This window comes from Corynebacterium testudinoris, assembly GCF_001021045.1.
Lineage (GTDB): Bacteria > Actinomycetota > Actinomycetes > Mycobacteriales > Mycobacteriaceae > Corynebacterium > Corynebacterium testudinoris.
The window spans coordinates 756,460-774,362 of the sequence record NZ_CP011545.1 but is presented as its reverse complement, the minus strand read 5'-3'; the positions used below and the strand labels follow the sequence as shown (position 1 = coordinate 774,362).

The following is a 17,903-nucleotide window of genomic DNA, read 5'->3' as shown; positions in this document are numbered from 1 at the left end:
TGATCTATCTCGCGTTCAGCACGGCCTCATACAAGTCACGGTTGGACACCCCGCGCCCCGCGGCTACCTGGCGGCAGGCCTCTTTCAAGCGCACCCCATCGGCCACCATCGCCTCCACCACGGCAACGAGCTCCTCCACACTCACCTCGGCGGCGCTGCCGCCTTCGATGACGACGGTAATCTCGCCTTTCACTCCCTCAGCCGCCCACTCGGCCAGCTCTGAAAGGCTGCCGCGGCGGACTTCCTCGTAGGTCTTGGTCAACTCGCGGCACACCGCCGCCCGGCGCTGCTCCCCCAGCACGTCGGCTGCCACCTCGAGGGTGTCGGCCAGGCGGTGCGGGGATTCAAAAAAGCACACGGCCCGCGCCTCCGCCCGCAGGGATTCCAACCACGCCCGGCGCGGCCCACCCTTGCGTGGGGCGAAGCCATCAAAAATGAACCGCCCCACCGGCAGGCCCGACAGGGCCAGGGCGGTGGTCACGGCCGACGGGCCGGGCAGACAGGTGACGGGGACGCCGGCAGTGTGCGCGGCGTCGACAAGCGAGAACCCGGGGTCGGACACCAACGGCATGCCCGCATCGGTGACGACGAGGACGGTGCCGGTCCGGGCGGCGTCGATAAGCTGACGGGCGCGGCCGACCTCATTGTGATCGAAATTGGAAATCACCCGGCCGGATATCTCCACCCCGAGCGCCGCCGCCAAGTTGCGCACGCGGCGCGTATCCTCCGCGGCGATGACGCCCGCGGTGGCCAGGGCGTGGGACAACCGGGGCGAGGCGTCGCCGATATTGCCCAGCGGAGTTGCGGCAAGAACCACACCATGGGGAAGAGATTCGACCTGAGACATGCCTTGTACCTTAGACTCTGTGCCGTGAGCACCGCCATCGCCGCCGGGTACCCCGGCCCCCGGTTTGCGCCCTCGGTGCGCCCCATCCTCCCCCGCCCTGCGGCGTGGACCCGCCAGGACACCTGGTCGGTCCTAGTCATTGGCATTCTCGCGCTGTTTACCCGCTTCGTCGGCCTCACCAGCGCGGTAGCCTCCGGCACGCCCGTCTTCGACGAGAAGCACTACGTGCCGCAGGCGTGGGACATGGTGCGCTCCCAGTTCAATCCGCTCATCGGCGGCATCGAATCCAACCCCGGCTACGGGCTCGTGGTGCACCCGCCGCTGGCCAAGCAGATCATTGCGCTCGGCGAATGGGTCTTCGGGTACACCCCGTTGGGCTGGCGCTTCATGGTGGCACTCTTCGGCGCCGGGACCGTCGTGATGACGATGTTGCTGGTCCGCCGCCTCGCCGGCACCTGGCAGGTCGCCTTCTTCGCCGGGCTGCTCGCCGTGGTTGATGGCGTGTTGTTGGTCAGCTCCCGCTTCGGCATGCTCGACATCTTCCAGGTGTTTTTCATCGTGTCCGCCGCCTGGGCCCTGGCCTGCGACCGCGAGCAGATGCGCGCCCGGATGCACGACGCCTACACCCACGGCATGCTCGGCACCTCGCCGTGGGGACCGCGCCTGGGCTTTCGCTGGTGGCGGTTTGTCGCTGGCGTATTCCTCGGCCTCGCCCTCGGGGTGAAATGGTCGGGCCTGTACTACATGGCGTTTTTCGGGATCATGAGCGTGGCACTGGACTGGGCCCTGCGCCGCCGCTACGGCGTGCGTCGCCCCTTGCGCGGCATGCTGCTTCGCGACGCCCTCCCGGCCTTCGCCTCCCTCGTCATCGTCCCGGTCCTGCTGTACTTCTGGTCCTGGCGGGCCTGGTTCGCCTCCGAGACCTCCGTCTACCGCCACGCCGTCAAAGACGCCATCCTGCCCGATTCCCTGGGCTCCTTCTTCCTCTACCACCGGTCCGTCCTGGAATTTCACGCCTCCCTGACCACCTCTGGCGGGCATTCGCACCCGTGGGATTCCAAACCGTGGTCATGGCTAGCGGGCACCCGACCGGTGCTCTACTTTTCCTCCACCGACATCTCGTGCCTGGGCGGCACATGCCGACGCATGATCTACCTCTTCGGCACCCCGGCCATCTGGTGGCTGACCGTCCCGATCCTGCTGTGGGGTCTGTGGAGCCTCATCATCCGCCGCGACGATCGCTTCCTCATCCCCCTCGTCGCCTTCGCCGCCGGCTTCCTCCCGTGGCTGGCGGGGTATGACCGGCAGATGTACTTCTTCTACGCCACCGCCCTGGCGCCGTTTACCATCGCGCTCATCGCCCTCACGCTGGGGCAACTCCACGGCCGAGGAAAGCTCGTGACATGGCGGTGGCTGAGCATCCTCGCCGGCGGTCCCCTGAGATCAGGCACCCTCGCCGTCATCGTCTACCTGTCGGTAGCGGTGGCGATGTTCCTCTACTTCTCCCCGATTCTCTACGGCTACATGATCCCGGACTCGTGGTACTACGGGCTCATGTGGCTGCCCAGCTGGAGTTAGATCGGGCTCGCGCCCAACTCCCGCCACCCGGTGCGCAAGAGCAAAAACCCGTGGTGGTTCAGCCACGCCCACACCAAGGCGATGAGGGTGAGCAGGAGCAACCCCAGGCCCAAGACCTGACCCTCGCTGACCGTCCCCAGCACCATGTCACGCACGAGGAACCCACACTTAAACATCCACAACGCGCCCATGATCGGCACAACCCCGGACGTCACGCCCGGCTTCCAAGCCACGGCGAACAGTCCGAAGGCGAAGGCGAATCGGACAGCGGCAGCATCGACGAGGAGATCCGCGGTACGCGGATCCGAGTCGACGCTCAACGTGGAGCCATCGGCGGAGATCTGGGTGAGCCCACCGGCATCGCCAAGCAACTGCACTCCCCACACCACCCACGCAACACCTGCGAGAATAAGCAACGTCCGGGCAAGGACAAGGCCGATGGCCCGGGCATTGGCGGTACGCCGCCACTCCGGCTCCACACCCGCGATGATCACCGCCGACAAATCCGGCGGCGACATTCCACCATCAGCAGGCTCGGCGAAATTGAGCTGCCGACTCAACACCAACGAGTTCTCCCAGAACTCCCGGCACTGCTGGCACCCGGCAACATGCGCATCAACGACATCATCACTCAACGGCGCCGGTTCCCCATCAATGCGCGCGGACAGCGCAGCCTGAACCTGATCATGGCTAATCACGAACCAACACCCGGTCCAAGCTCGCCCGACCCGCCCCAAACACCACGACCATGCCCAGCGCAGCAATGAGGACCACGGGGTACTCCACTCCCCCATCACTGACAAAGAACCCCTGGGGGACGTGCACGAACCACAGTGCAGCCGCCATGAGCAGGGCGAGGATCCCCGCCACGAGGGTGGTCAACAGGCCCACCACCAGCATCGCCCCGCCGAGCAACTCCACGACCATCACCGCGTATGCCGACAACTTGGGTTGGGGAACCCCCCACGCACTGAACTGGCCGGTGGTCTCCGTGAGCCCCGTGATGAGCAATTTGTCCCACCCGTGCGCCACAAACACGGTGCCCAGGACCACACGCAGCAACAGCAACGCAGCATCCCTCACAGCCGGTTTATCCATGTGGATAGACTACCCCTAAGCATTCAACGGGAGGAGTTCATGGTGATGCCTACGCGCCGGGGAACCGGAAGAAGCCTGGCGGAGTCCAATAGACCATGACTGACTCACCTGATCTCATCATCGGAGCCGATGGCCTCGCCCGCCCCCGCTGGGCCGCCTCCTCCGACCTGCTCCGCACCTACTACGACACCGAGTGGGGCATGCCCGTCCGCACGGAGCAGGGGGTCTTCGAACGCCTCTGCCTCGAAGGCTTCCAGGCCGGCCTGTCGTGGGAGCTCATCTTGCGGCGGCGGGAGAATTTCCGGGCGGCCTTCCGTGGCTTCGACGTCGACGCGGTAGCCGAACTCAGTAGCGCCGACGTGGATCGCCTCATGGAGGATGCGGGGATTATCCGGAATCGGCGCAAGATTGAGGCCACCATCCGCAACGCCCAAGCAACGATTCGGCTGCGAGAGAAGGATGGCCTCGCGGAGTTCGTGTGGTCCTATCAGCCCACTCAAACCCCAGCGCCCCGGACCGCGGCGGAGGTGCCCTCCCACTCACCCGAGTCAGCAGCGCTAGCGAAGGCCCTGAAGAAGGAGGGGTTTTCCTTCGTCGGGCCGACGACCATTTTCGCGCTCATGGAAGCGATCGGGGTTGTTGATACCCACCTGGTGGGATCGTGGCGGCGCGGTTCCTCCGGGGTGTGGGACTTTTAGAGTTAGCCCACGCGGCGGCTGTCGTGGCCACCGTGATTGTCGGGGCGACGGAACGGGCGGCGGCGCGCCGGGGCAGAATCCAGCTCCTCATCGAAGTGGGCTTCCGTCACGGGAAGGTAAGCAAAGTCGGGGGATTCATCATCCAGCTCCAGCACGAGGGCGCCCGGGCGACGGAGGTTACGCGGAATGGATAGTTCTTCATCGACGACGCTGCGCACACCCAACCGGGCGCGGCGGAGCTGCTGGATCCGGCGGCGGCGCAACGCTTCCTCCTGCCGGGTCTGCGTGCGCAGAGCCGCCAGGTACACGGCCGTAGCCAGGGCAGCAACGCCAGGCAGGGCCCATGACCATCCGCCGAGGAAGAAACCGGCCACCAGAGTGACCACGACGAGCGCGACTAGGCCCAGGAGGGTGCGCTGGCGGCGCTGGTAACGGGTGGTGGAGTGCTCAGCATCGGCGACAGGGTCGTAGCCACCGCGGCCGCGTCGGCTTTCGGCGAACTCGATCTCTTCGTCGGTGAGATCCTTATCTTCGTCACTGAGGTCCTCGTCCACGGCTTCGAGGGCGGTGTCGTCGTCGACCGGCTCGTCCTCCAGCACCTCAACGACGGCGTCGTCCGGGTACATGAGGTCGGCCGGGGAGGTGTAGGAGTCGTCGTAGGCGTACGTTGCTTCGCCATCGTCATAGTCATCGTCGTAGTAGAAGTCGTCGACCTCATCCACGGGCTCCTCGACGGTGTCGGACGCGGCAGCGAGTTCGTGGACGACGGCGCCGTCGATGATCTCCGCTGGTTCTTCATCAGCCGCGTCGCGGCGGGTGAACATGCCCAGGAATGGGCGGGAGGGGCGGGCATCATCAAGCAAGACGTCTTCCGCGGGGACTTCCTCGTAGTCGTCGATATCTTCCGACTGGTTGCTCACCTGCGGCAGCTTCGGGCGACGGCGCATGCTGCCCAAGAGTCGGCCGGAGCCGCCCTCGTAGAGCACGCGGGTGTCGTCGAAGGCTTCGCCCGCCTTGCGGATCGGCTTTTGACCACGCAAAAGAAGAGGTGCCAGCACAAAGAGCCACACCACGATGATCAGGACAATGATCAGGCTTCCGGACACGCGTCGTGCCACCTTCCTGGGGACGGGGACGTCGAATGCTCTCAGACTAATCCGGCAGTTGAGCGTCACTGCCCTGCCACGCCGCCGAGGTGACGGGCAAGTTTGTCTACAGCAGGCGCCCTTGTTCCCGCAGGCGGGAGACGCACGTGCCGCGGTGATCCTCGCGGTTTTGGGCGACCAGGTGGTGGTCCTGCCAGCGGCCATCGATGTGGAGGTTGCCATGGAGGAAGCCCGCCTGGCGGAAGCCGTTGAGGGCTAAGACTCGACCGGAGGCGGGGTTATCGGGCAGGTAGGTGGCGGTCACCCGGTGCAGCCCGATGCGGAGAAACGCATGGTCTGTCCCTAAGGCGCAGGCGGCGGTGGCCACCCCGCGCCCCATGAAGGCGGAATGGACCCAGTAGCCGATCCAGCAATCGGAGATGCTGCCGTGTTGAATACTGCCGAGGGTGACTTGCCCGGCGAAGGCACCATTGAGCTCGATGGCAAACGGGACGACTTGACCGCGCTGGGCGGCGGAACGCAAGCCGGTGAGGAAACGCCAAAAGGCGGAGGGCGAATGGGCTATCTCCCACTCCTCGGGCATGGTGGGTTCCACCGGTTTGAGGAACGACTCGTCGAGGGTGCGGTACTCGGACCAGTCGCGGCCGTCGCGACGCATGAGGGGGCGCAAGCGCAGGCGGGAGCCGTCAGGCAGCTGGACCACCGGGGTCGATTCGGGCCAGCCGGGGTGGACGAGGTCGCGCGGGCCGGAGCCAGGACGGCTCACGCGGCGATAGGACAAACCAAGCGGGTCGAGCACTAGCTGCCCTGCGATAAGAACATGACGTCAACGACGTCGCCGGGGCGGATCTCCGTGACCTCCTCGGGCACGCGGATCATGGCGTTGGCCTCAGCGAGTCCCGCCAACAAGTGGGCGGGGGCGCCGGTCGCGCCACCGAGACCCTCCACCAGATAGTCGTGGGTATCGGCATCGCGCATGAGGCGGGCGCGGACGAACCCGCGGCGCCCCTCCCGCGAGGCGACGTGGTTGACGGCGCGGGCCCGGACCACACGGCGCTGGGCATTACGCTTGCCCAGGGTAAGGCGGATGAGCGGGCGGATGAACACCTCAAAGGTGACCAGAGCCGAGACCGGATTAGAAGGGAGGAGGAAAACGGGAATCTGTTCTTCCCCGAGCAGGCCGAAGCCCTGGACGGAGCCGGGGTGCATGGCCACGCGGGAGGTATCGATGGACCCGAGTTCCTCGATGACGGTGCGGAACATCTCGGACCCTTGCCCGCCCACGGCGCCGGTGATGACGATGACCTCGCTGCGCAGGATCTGCGCCTCGATGATCTCCTTCAGCCGTCGCGGCTCACCGATGGCGATCCCGACGCGGAACACATCCGCCCCGGCCTCTTTGCCAGCGGCGGCCAGCGAATAGGAGTTGACGTCGAAGATTTGGCCCAGGCCGGGGTCTCGGTCAATGTCCACGAGCTCGCGGCCCACGGAAATCACCGAGAGGCGCGGGCGCGGGTACACCAGGACCTTGGAGCGGCCGACGGCGGCCAGCAGGCCGATCTGGGCGGGGCCCAGCACCGAACCGGCGGTGACGGCAACATCACCCGGTTGGATGTCATCGCCCGCGCGGCGGACGAAGTCACCGGACCGGACGACGCGGTGGGCAGTGACGCGCCGACGTCCGCGATCGGTCCATTCCAGGGGTAGGACGGCGTCGGCAAGCGTGGGCAACGGTGCGCCAGTGTGGACGCGGACGGCCTGCTTGGGCTGCAGACGCAGAGGCTGTTGGGAGCCTGCGGCGACCTCGCCGACGACGGGGAGGGAACGCTCGATCGGTTCGACGGGCGCCTCCGGGTCGGGCTCGGGCACCCCAAGACCCCGTTCTCCGCCGACGTCAACGGCGCGGACGGCGTAGCCATCGATGGCGGCCTGCGGGAAGCCCGGTAAGGAGCGGGTGGCCTGGACTTCTTCGGCGCACATGAGGCCCAAGGCGTCGGCAATCGCGATGCGGACCGGCTCAGGGGACACCGTGGCTTCGGTAACCAGGGCAAGCTGTTGCTCCACGGAACGCATGGCGAACTCCTTATCGGTCAGGCTGGCAAGGACAGTCGTGGTCAGTCTTGAGCTGTCAGGGCCTCGCCGGCATCATGCTCCGCGAGGATCTGCGTGATCGCTCGGCGCAGGGCAGGACCATACGTCGGGTTGCCCAGACCAAAATCAACGCACGCCGGAATGTAACCGGCGGGATTGCCCAGGTCGTGGCGTTTGCCCTCATGGATGACGATGTGGACGGGGTGGCCCTCCTGGATCATCAACTCGATGGCGTCGGTGAGCTGGATTTCGCCGCCCTTGCCCGGCGGAGTGCGGCGCAGGGCATCAAAAATAGCGCGGTCGAGGAGGTAGCGGCCAGTGGCCACCAAGGTCGAGGGCGCGTCTTCGACGGCGGGCTTTTCCACCATGCCGACCACGCGCTTGACCTCGCCCGCCGGGAGCGGACAATCGGCGGGAATCTCCTCCACGTCGAAGACTCCGTAGTTAAAGACCTCGCTGCGAGAGACGTTGAAAGCACACAGGACGGTGCCACCCAGCTCAGCGCGCACGGCGGCCATCTTCTCGAGAGCACCGACGGGCAAGACGAGATCATCGGGCAGCATGACCGCCACGACGTCCTCATCCTCATCGAGCACAGATTCCGCCAGACCAACGGCGTGACCCAAGCCCAGGGGCTTTTCCTGCTCCACGGCCACGGGGGAAATCAGCTGGCCAGCGCGCTGCACCTTGGCCACCTGCTCGTCCTTGCCCCGCTCACTGAGGGTTTCCACCAGACCGGGGAACTCCCCAAAGTGACGCATCACGTCCTGCTTGTCGGGGGCCACAATGATGGCCATCCGCGAGGCCCCGAGCGCGGAAGCCTCCTCCGCGATCAGCTCAATACCCGGGGTATCAACCACGGGGAGCAGCTCCTTGGGGACGGTCTTGGTTGCCGGCAGAAAGCGGGTACCCATGCCCGCGGCAGGGACAATGACCGTCTTCACCCCGTGGGGGTGTTGGTGAGATGACAAGCTCATAACAGCTCATCCTACCTTCCGCCATCGGGTGGTTGAGCGACCCCCGCCGCGGTTAGGCTGGTGCCCATGGACACCCGGGAGAGTAAGGCACGCTTACGCGAACTTCTGCAGCAAGCCCGCCGCGACATGTCTGTCGAGGAGACTCACCGGGAAAACTCCGCCCTCATTGCGCACGCCGCCGCGTTGCTGCGCTCCCTCTCCCCCGCCGATACGGCGGTCGCCGCCTATTCTCCCCTCGCCGGTGAGCCCGGGGGAAAACTGCTTCTCGACGCCCTGCATGGCGAGGCATCCTCGCTCCTCCTGCCGGTCTCCCTCCCGGGCGGACAATTGGATTGGGCCCGCTATGAAGGCCGCCTCGCGTTGACCCCCGGCGCGCTGGGCATCGCCGAGCCGACGGGCGAGCGCCTGGGCGCGGACGCATTGAAGTTCTGCAGCATCGTTTTCGTGCCCGCTCTCGCGGTGAGTCCGCGCGGCATTCGTTTGGGCAAGGGCGGCGGATTCTACGACCGCGCGCTATCAGCGCTGCGCGATGCCGACAACCCGCCGCGCACGGCAGTACTGCTATATAACGGTGAGATTCGGGATGATGTCCCCGCCGAGGACCATGACATGCCCGTCGACCTCGCCATCACGCCCACGGGGGTACGCACGTTCCGTTAGCTCAAGCGGGGAACCCTGCACGCCTGTGGGCAGTCCAATAGGACATGGTGCCCATTCGCGAAGTCTTGCTCACGCCCGGCTGGCGGCGCAGCCTCCTCCTGCGCCGCACCCTCGCCGCCGCCCTCCTCGTGGCCGCCCTCGTGGTCTCCATCATGGAAGTCGCTCACCGGGACCCACCGGCGGTGGTCTTCATCCGTGATGTCGAGGCGGGCACAACGCTGTCGCTTGATGATGTCGCGGTGGCGAACGTCCCCGCCCATCTACTCCCCCGCACGGCACTGGTCGATGTGGCCGAAGCCGCGGGCCAAGTCGTGGTTGCTGCCGCCGAGGCCGGAGAGGTAGCAACCACGGCCAAATTCGTCGATGTGGCCTTCTCTGGCAGCCCTGTGGGTGAAATCACCAACATAGTTCCGGTGCGTCTCGCGGAACCCGAGATCGTTCCCCTGCTGCGCCACGGCGACACCGTCACCATTGTCACTCACCGCGGCGATGAGCTCACCCCAGACATCGTTGCCGCAGGTGGCAAGGTCCTTCTCGCGACCACCGACGCCACCCCCAACACGTTACTCATTGCGTTGCCCCACGATGCGGCCCGCGCGGTCGCGGCGGCTTCCCTGTCCACACCACTGGCGGTTGTGTTGACAGGAGACCGCGCACATTTGAGCGCTATGGACTAAAGTTTATGTGTCCTCATTTTCAAGCATTCAAGGAGAACTCACCATGCTGCAAGGCTTCAAGGACTTCATCATGCGCGGTAACGTCGTGGACCTGGCCGTTGCCGTGGTCATCGGCGGCGCTTTCACCGCCATTGTTACCGCCTTCTCTGACAACCTGATCAACCCGCTCATCGCCGCCCTCGGTGGCTCTGACGTGAGCGGCCTCGGCTTCCACGTCATCTCCGGCAACCCTGCCACCTTCCTCGACTTCGGCGCTGTCATTACCGCCGCGATCAACTTCCTCATGATCGCCGCCGTCGTCTACTTCGTCATCGTCATGCCGATGAACAAGATGAAGGAGCTGCAGGAGCGTCGCCGCGGAATCGAGAAGGAGGAAGAGGCTCCGGCCCCGACCGACGTCGAGCTGCTCACCGAGATCCGCGACCTGCTGCAGAAGTCCTAAGATCTCACTCGTAGTGCGGAGGGCGCTGCTCGCGCCAAAACTCCTCATCTACTAAAGATTCCTCGGCCTCCGGGTCGAGGATGACCTCCCGCTGCTCGTCAGCGGGTTTTTCTTTGCCCAAAAATGCACTCGGGGAATCCGCCGTGCGGTCATAATCCACGGCGTCAGACGGCCGGTGGACCCGCCGCCTTTTTCTACTCAACGCTGTACTTTTGCAGCTGATCAATGAGGTGGTGCACTAATGGCGTCAGCGTCGCCATTCCATCGCGCACCGCCGAACGGGAAGCCGCGAGGTTAACAATCACCGTCGACCCGGACACCCCGGCGATGCCGCGCGAGGTGCACGCATCCACCGCCCCACAGGCCAGGCCGGAGGACCGCAGCGCTTGGGCAATGCCCGGCACCATCTGATCCAGCAACACCCGGGTGGCTTCCGGGGTCTTGTCGCGCGGGCCCACCCCGGTACCACCAATGGTGAGAACGAGGTCCACGCCCCCGACCACGCCGGTCTCTATTGCCTGACGGATCTGCGACTTCTTGGATTTCACCGCCACCACGGCATCCACGGCGAAGTCTGCCTCAACGAGCAGCTCGGCGACGACCCGATCCGTGTCCTCCCCCGAACCGATGGCGTGATCGGAGACCAGGACCACGAGGGCCCGGCGCTGCGCTTTCCGCCGTTCCTCCTGTTCAGAGGCGAAGAGGAACTCCTCATCCGGCTCCCCAACATCGAGCAACGTCGAAGAACGCGACACATCCGGGGATGAAATCATCATTGTCTATCCATCCTGCAATTCATAAGTGGTGGGGCGTGAGTGGGGGCTAGTGGAGCTAAATCTACTCCGAGGTCAGCGTAACCTCTACCGTGCGGGTCTGTCCGGTATCTGATTGAACAACCTCAAGTGTGACCGTATCCCCAAACCCCTGCGAACGCACGGCAGCAATGAGCGCATCGGGGTTATCGATCCTGCGATCGTTGAGGCGGGTCACCACGTCACCAGTAGCCAGCCCAGCTTGAGCGGCCGGACCATTCGGCTCCACGGACGCGATGAGCGCCCCATCAACATCGGTGCGGGCGGCCACCTGCACACCCAGCAAGGGCTGCGTTGCCTCGCCGGTGCTGATCAGCTGATCCGCCACCCGCTTGGCAAAATTCGACGGGATAGCGAAGCCCAGGCCGATGGAACCGGCCTCCCCACCACTGCTCATAGAGGCAATAACGGAGTTCATGCCGATGAGATGGCCATCCATATCCACGAGCGGCCCACCGGAATTGCCCGGGTTGATAGCGGCATCCGTCTGGATGGCATCAATGAGTGAGGATTCCCCGCCACTGTCAGAGGCTCGCACCGGGCGGTTCATCGAAGACACAATGCCCGAGGTCACGGTGGAGCTCAATCCCAGCGGCGAGCCAATGGCCACCACTTCCTGCCCCACACTGAGCGAGCTGGAATCGCCGAATTGGATGGTGGGCAGACCGGAGACATCCCGCATCTTGATAACCGCGATGTCGGTCGCGGCGTCGGAGGCGACGTAGTCGGCGGGGACGACGCGGCCGTCGTTAAGCGTGACCTGGATCTGTCCACCATTCTCCCCACCGGAAACGACGTGGTGATTGGTCATGACATAACCGTCGGAGGAGATGATCGAGCCAGAACCTTCGCTCTGGCTGGTGCGGGTGGCGATTTGAATGGACACCACCGTCGGCAGGACCTCGGCGGCCACCCGCTCCACGCCACCGGCGGGCGCGGAGGCAGCGGGCTGGCTGGGCTCCCGCAGCGAATTAACCACCTCGGTGGAACCATTGTCCGCCAGGTTGGTGGCAACCACCCCTGTGATGCTGCCGGCGGCGACCGAACCAACCAGCATGAGCGCTAGCGCGGTGCCCAGGCCAACCGTGCGCTTGGGCTGCGGTTCGGGTGCCTCGGGCGGTTCGGGCGTGTCCTGCGGCGGTTCGGGTTGCTGGCCCCACGAAGAATAAGGTGAGCGGGCCGTTGGCCCATTAGTGGGAGTGGTCTCGTCGTTCATGGTGCCTCATTGTTCTCTTGTCCACTGAGGGAGCGCTGGAGTCAATCTGTACGTTACCTGGGTGACTCTACTTCTGCCTAGGTCAATTATTCGCCCGGCCAGGAAGCACCAGCCGCATATCAGTCCCACTGCTATCCGAGGACTCCACCCGAATACTGCCACCATGACGCTCGCTGACCTGCTTGACAATGGCCAACCCTAAACCGGAACCGGGCAATGCGCGGGCCTCGGGGGCGCGGTAGAAGCGTTCAAAGACGCGATCGTGGTTTTCCGCCTTGATGCCGGGGCCAGAATCGACGAAAGAAATCTCCACATTCTCCCCCACCTGGTGCATGGTGATGACCACCGTGCCGTCCGGCGGGGACCACTTGGCGGCATTGTCCATGAGGTTGACCACGGATCGTCCCAGCGCGAACGGGTCGCCGCTGAGCGTCCACGGCATCGTGTGCAGCTCAAACGTGACGTCGGGGCGGCGGCGCTTCACCCGCTCCAGCGAAGAATCGATGATCTCCTCCATATCCACCTCTTCGGTCACGGCACCGGGGGCATCCTCGCGGGCCAGATCGACCAGATCTCCGATGAGGGTGGACAGCTCCTCCATCTGCGCGATGACGTCACGTTCCAGATCTTGGCGGTCCTGCTCGCTGAGCCGGTTGGGTTCGCCGGGGCGGTTGAGCATCATGAGGAACTCAATATTCGTCCGCATGGACGTCAGTGGGGTCTTGAGCTCGTGCCCGGCATCGGCCACGAGCTGGGCTTGGCGCACCCTCGATTCCTGGAGGGTCGCCAGCATGGCGTTGAAGGAGCGGGTGAGGTGGGCCAGCTCGTCATTGCCCACGACCGCAATCGGCCGCAGGTCATCCGTGCGGGTGACGTAGTCCACCGCCCGCTGCAACCGCCACAGCGGTGTGAGCCCGGCCGTAGAAATGACAACACCCGCGGTGATAGCAACGAGCACGCCAATCAACGAGATCACCAGCAGCACCACGCCCAGCGACGTAATGAGCTGGTGAGTTGGATCCATATTCTGGGCGACAACAACGGTGGTGCCCAGGGAGTCGTAGCGGGCGAGAATGCGTTCGCCGGCGACCGTCCGAATGGACTGAATCGAGGCGTCCCCCATGACCTTGAAATCACCACCGATGGGAATAGTGTCGCCCGTGCTAAACGTCCACCCCGGCGGCGAGATAGACACGCGCGTATCGGGGTTGAACTGTTTGAATTGCTCTAGGTCCGACTTCAAGTAGGGCAGGCGCAACGGATCAGTGGCCTGTTGCATCAAGATGCCCGCCTTGGCCTCTAGCTCCCGATCGACGGAGGCGGTCAAGGCGGAGGACACCGTCCAATAGGCGATGATCGAGATCGTGCCCACGGCCAAGGCGACCATGGCGGCCGTGAAGACCGCCAGGCGCATCTTCAGCGTGGCTCGTTGGGACCAGGATCCGCGGGGACCGGCGGCCGCCGACGCTGGCGTCTCCTTTTCAGGGGATGCTGTCTCAGCGTTGATGGCCAGACGGCGCAGGATCACGGAGCGGTCTCCCGGAGGACGTAGCCGACACCGCGGACTGTGTGAATGAGGCGGATCTCGCCATCAGCTTCCGTCTTGCGGCGCAGGTAGCCAATGTAGACCTCCAACGCGTTGCCCGACGTCGGGAAGTCATAGCCCCACACCTCCTCGAGGATGGTGTTGCGGGAGAGCACGCGGCGAGGGTTCTGCATGAGCAGGCGCAGCAGCGAGAACTCAGTGCGGGTGAGGCTGATGCCGCGCTTGGCGCGCATCACATCACGTGTCTCCGGGTCCAGGGTCAGATCCTCGAACTCGAGCTTCTTCGTGTCTTCCATCTGCGGGGCAGCCTCCACGGCGGCCCGGCGCAGGAGGGAACGAACGCGGGCAAGCAGCTCTTCCAGGGCGAAGGGTTTGGGAAGGTAGTCATCCGCACCCGCGTCGAGCCCGGCCACTCGGTCAGAGACCCCATCACGAGCGGTCAGCACGAGGATCGGGCGGTCATACCCAGAGCTGCGCAGATTGCGGCACACTTCCAAGCCATCCATCCGCGGCATCATGACATCGACGATGATCAGATCTGGCAGGGCGCGAGGGATTTCTTCGAGGGCCTCCACGCCATCTTCGGCCAGCACGACGTCATATCCATTGAACGCCAAGGACCGTCGCAGAGACTCACGCACGGCCTGTTCGTCATCGACTACAAGAATCTTCATAAGAGCCATTATGTATCACGCGGAAACAAAAACACCGGTTGCCCACGTTTAAACGTGTAAACAACCGGTGCAATCGCTTGCATAGATCCTGGTGAAGGAACTAGCGCTTTAGAACTGCTCAACCTCAACGAGGCCGAGCTGTGCAGCCTTGACCAGACGACGCGGAACGCGAACAGTCTGACCATCGATCTTCACCTCTTGGAGGGCGACGTTGTCGGCCTTCCACTGGGAGCGACGCATGCGCGTGTTAGCGCGGGACTTTTTAAACTTCGGAACTGCCATGGTTCTTTACCCTCCTTAGGCCTTCTTCTTGCGACGGGCCATGCCGCCGAAACGCTTTTCAAACTTCTCAACGCGGCCAGCGGTGTCCATGACACGCTGTGCGCCGGTCCAGAACGGGTGAGACTCGCTGGTGACGTCAACGACGATCAGCGGGTACTCATTACCGTCTTCCCAGGTCACAGAGCGCTCGCTCTTGACCGTGGAACGGGTCAGAAACTGGAAGCCGGTGCCGGCGTCCTGGAAGACCACCGGGTGGTAGTCGGGATGGATATCCTTCTTCATAAATTCTCGATTCCCTCAGGATGGAACATCAGGTCGGTTCGCGGCGTGGTGAACAGAGGCCACGATCGTGCCTGAGTTGGGTTGGAGATTGACAACTCGGAACATGATACCCCTGAGCGAGCGATTTCTGAAATTACCTGCTATGACTCCTCGACCAAAGCCACAGGATGCCCGCGCCCACAATCGCCTGGGTGACTCCTAACGTCACCCACGTCGCGCGCCCCAGTTCCAAGGGATAGACCGCGGAGGCGATGGCCATCCACAGGTGAAAGCCTCCGTGGGTTCCTACCGCCCACCACAGGCCCCGCCACAAGACAACGGCCCCTGCCAGCAGACCCATGCCCAGGGGAACGAGGAGATAGATGACATGATCGCCGAGGTTTTCCTGCCCGCCGGAAGAACTGAGGTGAATGATCGTGAAGGCGGCGGTGGTCCAGGCGAGGGTGAAGAGCGGCCGGGATCGGGTGACCTGGAAGAGCCAGCCGCGGAAGATGAGCTCCTCGGGCAGGCCCTGCAGGATGAAGGCGCGAACGACCACGAAGAGCAGAACCAGGATGACGTTCTCCTCTCCCATGCCGTCGAGGGAGGATGTGGGGGTACGGGCGGCGTCGATAAGCGCGAGCACCGCCCAGCCGACGACAACGGCGAGGCCGACGATGACAATGCCCCCTGCCAGGCCGGGGAGGGCGGCCCGGAGGGGCAGCACCCCCGTGGCTCGGAGCGGGGCCCGCTCGACCCACCGCATCCACGCCGCCACCGCCGCGATGGCGACGACGGGAGTCAGGAGAAAGATGACGGTCGTTGCAGCGAGAAGGGAGTTGGCGTTGGTGAAGGTCGCTTCGGCCCAGTGGTGAAGTGGGAGCCGGACGAGGTTGGCCGCGAGGATAAGGAGCGTTGCCAGCAACACCCGAAGTACCAATCCCCACCAGGTGGCCGGTAGTAGAGGTCGCGGAGTAGTCGAGTTCTGGGTCATAACTGCGACGTTATGGCCCTCCCCACCAAGGAAGAACCCCCGTCGGTCATGAAAAGTCATGACCCGAGTCATGGTTGGTCGTCGGTAGCGTGGGGGCATGGACCGCAAGCTCCTTGGCTTCTTCTTCGGCATCGCCATGTTCTTGTTTCTCAGCGCCGTCCTCTCCGAGAATCGTCCGGTGGCCTGGCAGCTCGGTGGAGTGGTCACCGCTGTCATCCTTCTGGTGGCGTGGCTCGCGTGGATCCACCAGCCCCGGCGCAGCACCGCGCTGGTGTTCGCCGTGGTCTCTTTCGTCTCCTTCATCGTCGCGGATTCGATGGTGAGCATCGGCATACAGTGGGTCACGCTGGTGGTCGTGTTGTTCAGCCTCGGGAGGGCCTGGGCCGTGGGCTATGGAGTGTTAGTGGTGGTGACTACGTTGTTGGCCCACATCAGCATTCGCAGCCCGCTCGACCGCATATTGTTGGAAACCATCGCGGCTATCCTTATTGCCGCCGCGGGGCTGGCGCTGGCCGAGCTGTTTCAACGCAACCAACGCATGCTCCATGAGTTGGAGGACACCAACAAAATGCTGCGGGACAGCCTCCGGGATTCCACGGAACTGGCCTACGCCCACGAGCGCGAGCGAATCGCAGCGTCCCTCCATGACGGCCTGGGGCATCGACTCACCACCATTGGCCTGGGATTGGATTACTCCGCCCGCATGATCGACCGCGATCCCCATCGTGCCCGCGAAGAGGTTCAGCGGGCCAGACAATCCACCACCGAGGCACTGAATCTGATGCGCGCCACCGTTCGCGCGATGCGCCCCGTCACCATCAGCACCATCGGCACCGGGAGTGAGGCAGACCCAGCGCTGGCGGAAACACTGAGGGAGTTTGCCGCCACCTTCGATTCCACGAGTTTGGCGGTCACTGTCGTAGACGAGACAGGCGACGATAGACCGTCCCCCGCCCGGAGCGCCTTCATCGTGCGCTTCGTGCAGGAGGCTCTGACCAACGTCCTCCGCCACTCGGGCGCCGATCGAGCGGTCATCACCTTGGTCGGTCAGGACATCTCGGTATCCGATAACGGCCACGGCAATGAGGCCGATCCCAGCTTCGGCCTGAGCCACCTCCAACAATCCGCCCCGACTCACGGGTACCGCCTGGAGATCTCGCCCCACGGCGGCATCGATGGCGGCAGCCGCCTGAGCCTCATCACCGCTGAGGCATCATGAGCGCCACCATCAAAGCATTGCTTATCGACGACCACCTCATGCTGCTTCGCGGTCTATCACTGCTTTTTGAGACGATCGAGGGCATCGACATTGTCGCCACCACCACCGATGGCTCCCAGGCGATGCACCTGGCACGCACCCACGGCGTCGACATCATCATCACCGATGCCGCCATGCCCGGCACCGACGGCCTCGCCGTGGTGACCGCATGCGCACCGCACCTGCCCACTCTCGTGCTCACCACCTTCGACGACGCCGCACTCGTCGACCGGCTGATCGCGGCCGGCGCCGCGGGCTACCTTCTCAAAGACGTCTCCCCTGATGACCTCGCCGATGCCATCCGCGCCGCCGTGGACGGCGGCCTGGTCCTGGACCCGCGCATTGCGCGACACGCGTGGGCGTCGAAAAGCACCAACCGGGAGGGGGAGCTGGCGGTGCTCACCCGCACCGAACGGGTCGTGGCGAAGCTAGTGTCGACGGGGCTTAATAACCAGGAAATTGCCGCCGAACTCCACCTGGCCGAGGGCACCGTGAAAAACCACGTCTCGGCCCTGTTACGCAAGCTGCAGGCCCGCGATCGGACGATGCTGGCGCTGCGGCTATCGAAGGCTTTCGGGCAGTGAACGCGGGATTAGGATTTCGGGCCGAAATTCTGTAGGGTTGTCCCTTGCTGTTGTCGAAAGTATACGTCTACGCCCCGTCAGCTGGCTGTTCGATGGCGCCCC

22 protein-coding genes are annotated in these 17,903 nt (G+C 64.5%); 7 read left to right on the top strand and 15 right to left on the bottom strand.

Annotated features, from left to right (window positions below):
- Positions 1 to 4 precede the first annotated feature (4 nt).
- Positions 5 to 847 carry a 16S rRNA (cytidine(1402)-2'-O)-methyltransferase gene (gene rsmI, locus CTEST_RS03820; protein ID WP_047252614.1) on the bottom strand — a complete coding sequence of 281 codons (843 nt, stop codon included), beginning with the start codon at positions 845 to 847 and terminating at the stop codon, positions 5 to 7.
- On the opposite strand from rsmI, the gene CTEST_RS03815 reads away from it, so the two are divergent.
- Positions 821 to 2,425: a dolichyl-phosphate-mannose--protein mannosyltransferase gene (locus CTEST_RS03815; RefSeq protein ID WP_047252613.1), complete on the top strand. Its 1,605-nt coding sequence runs from the start codon at positions 821 to 823 to the stop codon at positions 2,423 to 2,425. The genes rsmI and CTEST_RS03815 overlap by 27 nt on opposite strands.
- On the opposite strand, the gene CTEST_RS03810 is transcribed toward CTEST_RS03815, so the two are convergent.
- Together CTEST_RS03810 and CTEST_RS03805 are read right to left on the bottom strand one after the other, a co-directional pair.
- Complete coding sequence (locus tag CTEST_RS03810; protein WP_047252612.1) at positions 2,422 to 3,123, bottom strand: zf-HC2 domain-containing protein; 702 nt, start codon at positions 3,121 to 3,123, stop codon at positions 2,422 to 2,424. The genes CTEST_RS03815 and CTEST_RS03810 overlap by 4 nt on opposite strands.
- Complete coding sequence (locus tag CTEST_RS03805; RefSeq protein ID WP_047252611.1) at positions 3,116 to 3,523, bottom strand: DoxX family protein; 408 nt, start codon at positions 3,521 to 3,523, stop codon at positions 3,116 to 3,118. The genes CTEST_RS03810 and CTEST_RS03805 overlap by 8 nt, the downstream gene beginning before the upstream one ends.
- A 95-nt stretch (positions 3,524 to 3,618) precedes the next feature.
- On the opposite strand from CTEST_RS03805, the gene CTEST_RS03800 reads away from it, so the two are divergent.
- Positions 3,619 to 4,221, top strand: a complete 603-nt coding sequence (locus CTEST_RS03800) for a DNA-3-methyladenine glycosylase I (RefSeq protein WP_047252610.1) — start codon at positions 3,619 to 3,621, stop codon at positions 4,219 to 4,221.
- A 2-nt stretch (positions 4,222 to 4,223) separates the two neighbouring features.
- Here CTEST_RS03800 and sepX read toward each other — a convergent pair whose 3' ends face one another.
- The 4 genes from sepX to CTEST_RS03780 form a co-directional block, all read right to left on the bottom strand.
- Positions 4,224 to 5,327 (bottom strand): divisome protein SepX/GlpR, encoded by a 1,104-nt coding sequence (gene sepX / locus CTEST_RS03795; RefSeq protein ID WP_083985408.1) that lies wholly within the window; start codon positions 5,325 to 5,327, stop codon positions 4,224 to 4,226.
- Between the two features lie 106 nt (positions 5,328 to 5,433).
- A complete protein-coding gene (locus tag CTEST_RS03790) occupies positions 5,434 to 6,126 on the bottom strand; it encodes a GNAT family N-acetyltransferase (protein WP_047252609.1) in 693 nt (230 codons plus the stop codon).
- Positions 6,126 to 7,400 (bottom strand): molybdotransferase-like divisome protein Glp, encoded by a 1,275-nt coding sequence (gene glp, locus CTEST_RS03785; RefSeq protein ID WP_047252608.1) that lies wholly within the window; start codon positions 7,398 to 7,400, stop codon positions 6,126 to 6,128. The genes CTEST_RS03790 and glp overlap by 1 nt, the downstream gene beginning before the upstream one ends.
- Positions 7,401 to 7,441: 41 nt before the next feature.
- Entirely contained in the window at positions 7,442 to 8,395 is a 954-nt protein-coding gene (locus CTEST_RS03780; protein WP_047252607.1) for a UTP--glucose-1-phosphate uridylyltransferase, read from the bottom strand.
- Between the two features lie 66 nt (positions 8,396 to 8,461).
- On the opposite strand from CTEST_RS03780, the gene CTEST_RS03775 reads away from it, so the two are divergent.
- Genes CTEST_RS03775 through mscL form a run of 3 tightly spaced genes read left to right on the top strand, consistent with a single transcriptional unit; the run spans position 8,462 to position 10,174 of the window.
- Complete coding sequence (locus CTEST_RS03775; RefSeq protein ID WP_047252606.1) at positions 8,462 to 9,055, top strand: 5-formyltetrahydrofolate cyclo-ligase; 594 nt, start codon at positions 8,462 to 8,464, stop codon at positions 9,053 to 9,055.
- A gap of 44 nt (positions 9,056 to 9,099) precedes the next feature.
- A complete protein-coding gene (locus CTEST_RS03770) occupies positions 9,100 to 9,732 on the top strand; it encodes an SAF domain-containing protein (protein WP_047252605.1) in 633 nt (210 codons plus the stop codon).
- A 43-nt stretch (positions 9,733 to 9,775) separates the two neighbouring features.
- On the top strand, positions 9,776 to 10,174 hold the full coding sequence (gene mscL, locus CTEST_RS03765; protein WP_047252604.1) for a large-conductance mechanosensitive channel protein MscL: 399 nt from the start codon (positions 9,776 to 9,778) through the stop codon (positions 10,172 to 10,174).
- A 4-nt stretch (positions 10,175 to 10,178) separates the two neighbouring features.
- Here the strand turns inward: mscL and CTEST_RS03760 are convergent, their stop codons facing one another.
- The 8 genes from CTEST_RS03760 to CTEST_RS13010 all read right to left on the bottom strand — a co-directional run bounded on the left by CTEST_RS03760 (position 10,179) and on the right by CTEST_RS13010 (position 15,959).
- Entirely contained in the window at positions 10,179 to 10,376 is a 198-nt protein-coding gene (locus CTEST_RS03760; RefSeq protein ID WP_047252603.1) for a hypothetical protein, read from the bottom strand.
- The gene (locus CTEST_RS03755) at positions 10,369 to 10,950 is read right to left on the bottom strand and encodes a MogA/MoaB family molybdenum cofactor biosynthesis protein (RefSeq protein WP_047252602.1); all 582 of its coding nucleotides are present in this window, start codon (positions 10,948 to 10,950) and stop codon (positions 10,369 to 10,371) included. Before CTEST_RS03755 ends, CTEST_RS03760 begins: the two co-directional genes overlap by 8 nt.
- 61 nt (positions 10,951 to 11,011) lie before the next feature.
- Positions 11,012 to 12,202 carry a S1C family serine protease gene (locus CTEST_RS03750; RefSeq protein WP_083985407.1) on the bottom strand — a complete coding sequence of 397 codons (1,191 nt, stop codon included), beginning with the start codon at positions 12,200 to 12,202 and terminating at the stop codon, positions 11,012 to 11,014.
- An 82-nt stretch (positions 12,203 to 12,284) separates the two neighbouring features.
- Positions 12,285 to 13,730, bottom strand: a complete 1,446-nt coding sequence (locus CTEST_RS03745; RefSeq protein WP_047252601.1) for a sensor histidine kinase — start codon at positions 13,728 to 13,730, stop codon at positions 12,285 to 12,287.
- Entirely contained in the window at positions 13,727 to 14,422 is a 696-nt protein-coding gene (locus CTEST_RS03740; protein WP_047252600.1) for a response regulator transcription factor, read from the bottom strand. Before CTEST_RS03740 ends, CTEST_RS03745 begins: the two co-directional genes overlap by 4 nt.
- Before the next feature lie 108 nt (positions 14,423 to 14,530).
- A complete protein-coding gene (gene rpmF, locus CTEST_RS03735) occupies positions 14,531 to 14,704 on the bottom strand; it encodes a 50S ribosomal protein L32 (RefSeq protein WP_047252599.1) in 174 nt (57 codons plus the stop codon).
- A 15-nt stretch (positions 14,705 to 14,719) separates the two neighbouring features.
- Positions 14,720 to 14,986 (bottom strand): type B 50S ribosomal protein L31, encoded by a 267-nt coding sequence (locus CTEST_RS03730; protein WP_047252598.1) that lies wholly within the window; start codon positions 14,984 to 14,986, stop codon positions 14,720 to 14,722.
- A gap of 133 nt (positions 14,987 to 15,119) precedes the next feature.
- Positions 15,120 to 15,959: a CPBP family intramembrane glutamic endopeptidase gene (locus CTEST_RS13010; protein ID WP_158408145.1), complete on the bottom strand. Its 840-nt coding sequence runs from the start codon at positions 15,957 to 15,959 to the stop codon at positions 15,120 to 15,122.
- 97 nt (positions 15,960 to 16,056) lie between these two features.
- Between CTEST_RS13010 and CTEST_RS03720 the strand changes: the two genes are divergently transcribed.
- Complete coding sequence (locus CTEST_RS03720) at positions 16,057 to 17,178, top strand: sensor histidine kinase (protein ID WP_047252597.1); 1,122 nt, start codon at positions 16,057 to 16,059, stop codon at positions 17,176 to 17,178.
- The gene (locus CTEST_RS03715) at positions 17,175 to 17,801 is read left to right on the top strand and encodes a response regulator (protein ID WP_047252596.1); all 627 of its coding nucleotides are present in this window, start codon (positions 17,175 to 17,177) and stop codon (positions 17,799 to 17,801) included. The genes CTEST_RS03720 and CTEST_RS03715 overlap by 4 nt, the downstream gene beginning before the upstream one ends.
- The last annotated feature ends 102 nt before the right edge of the window (positions 17,802 to 17,903 follow it).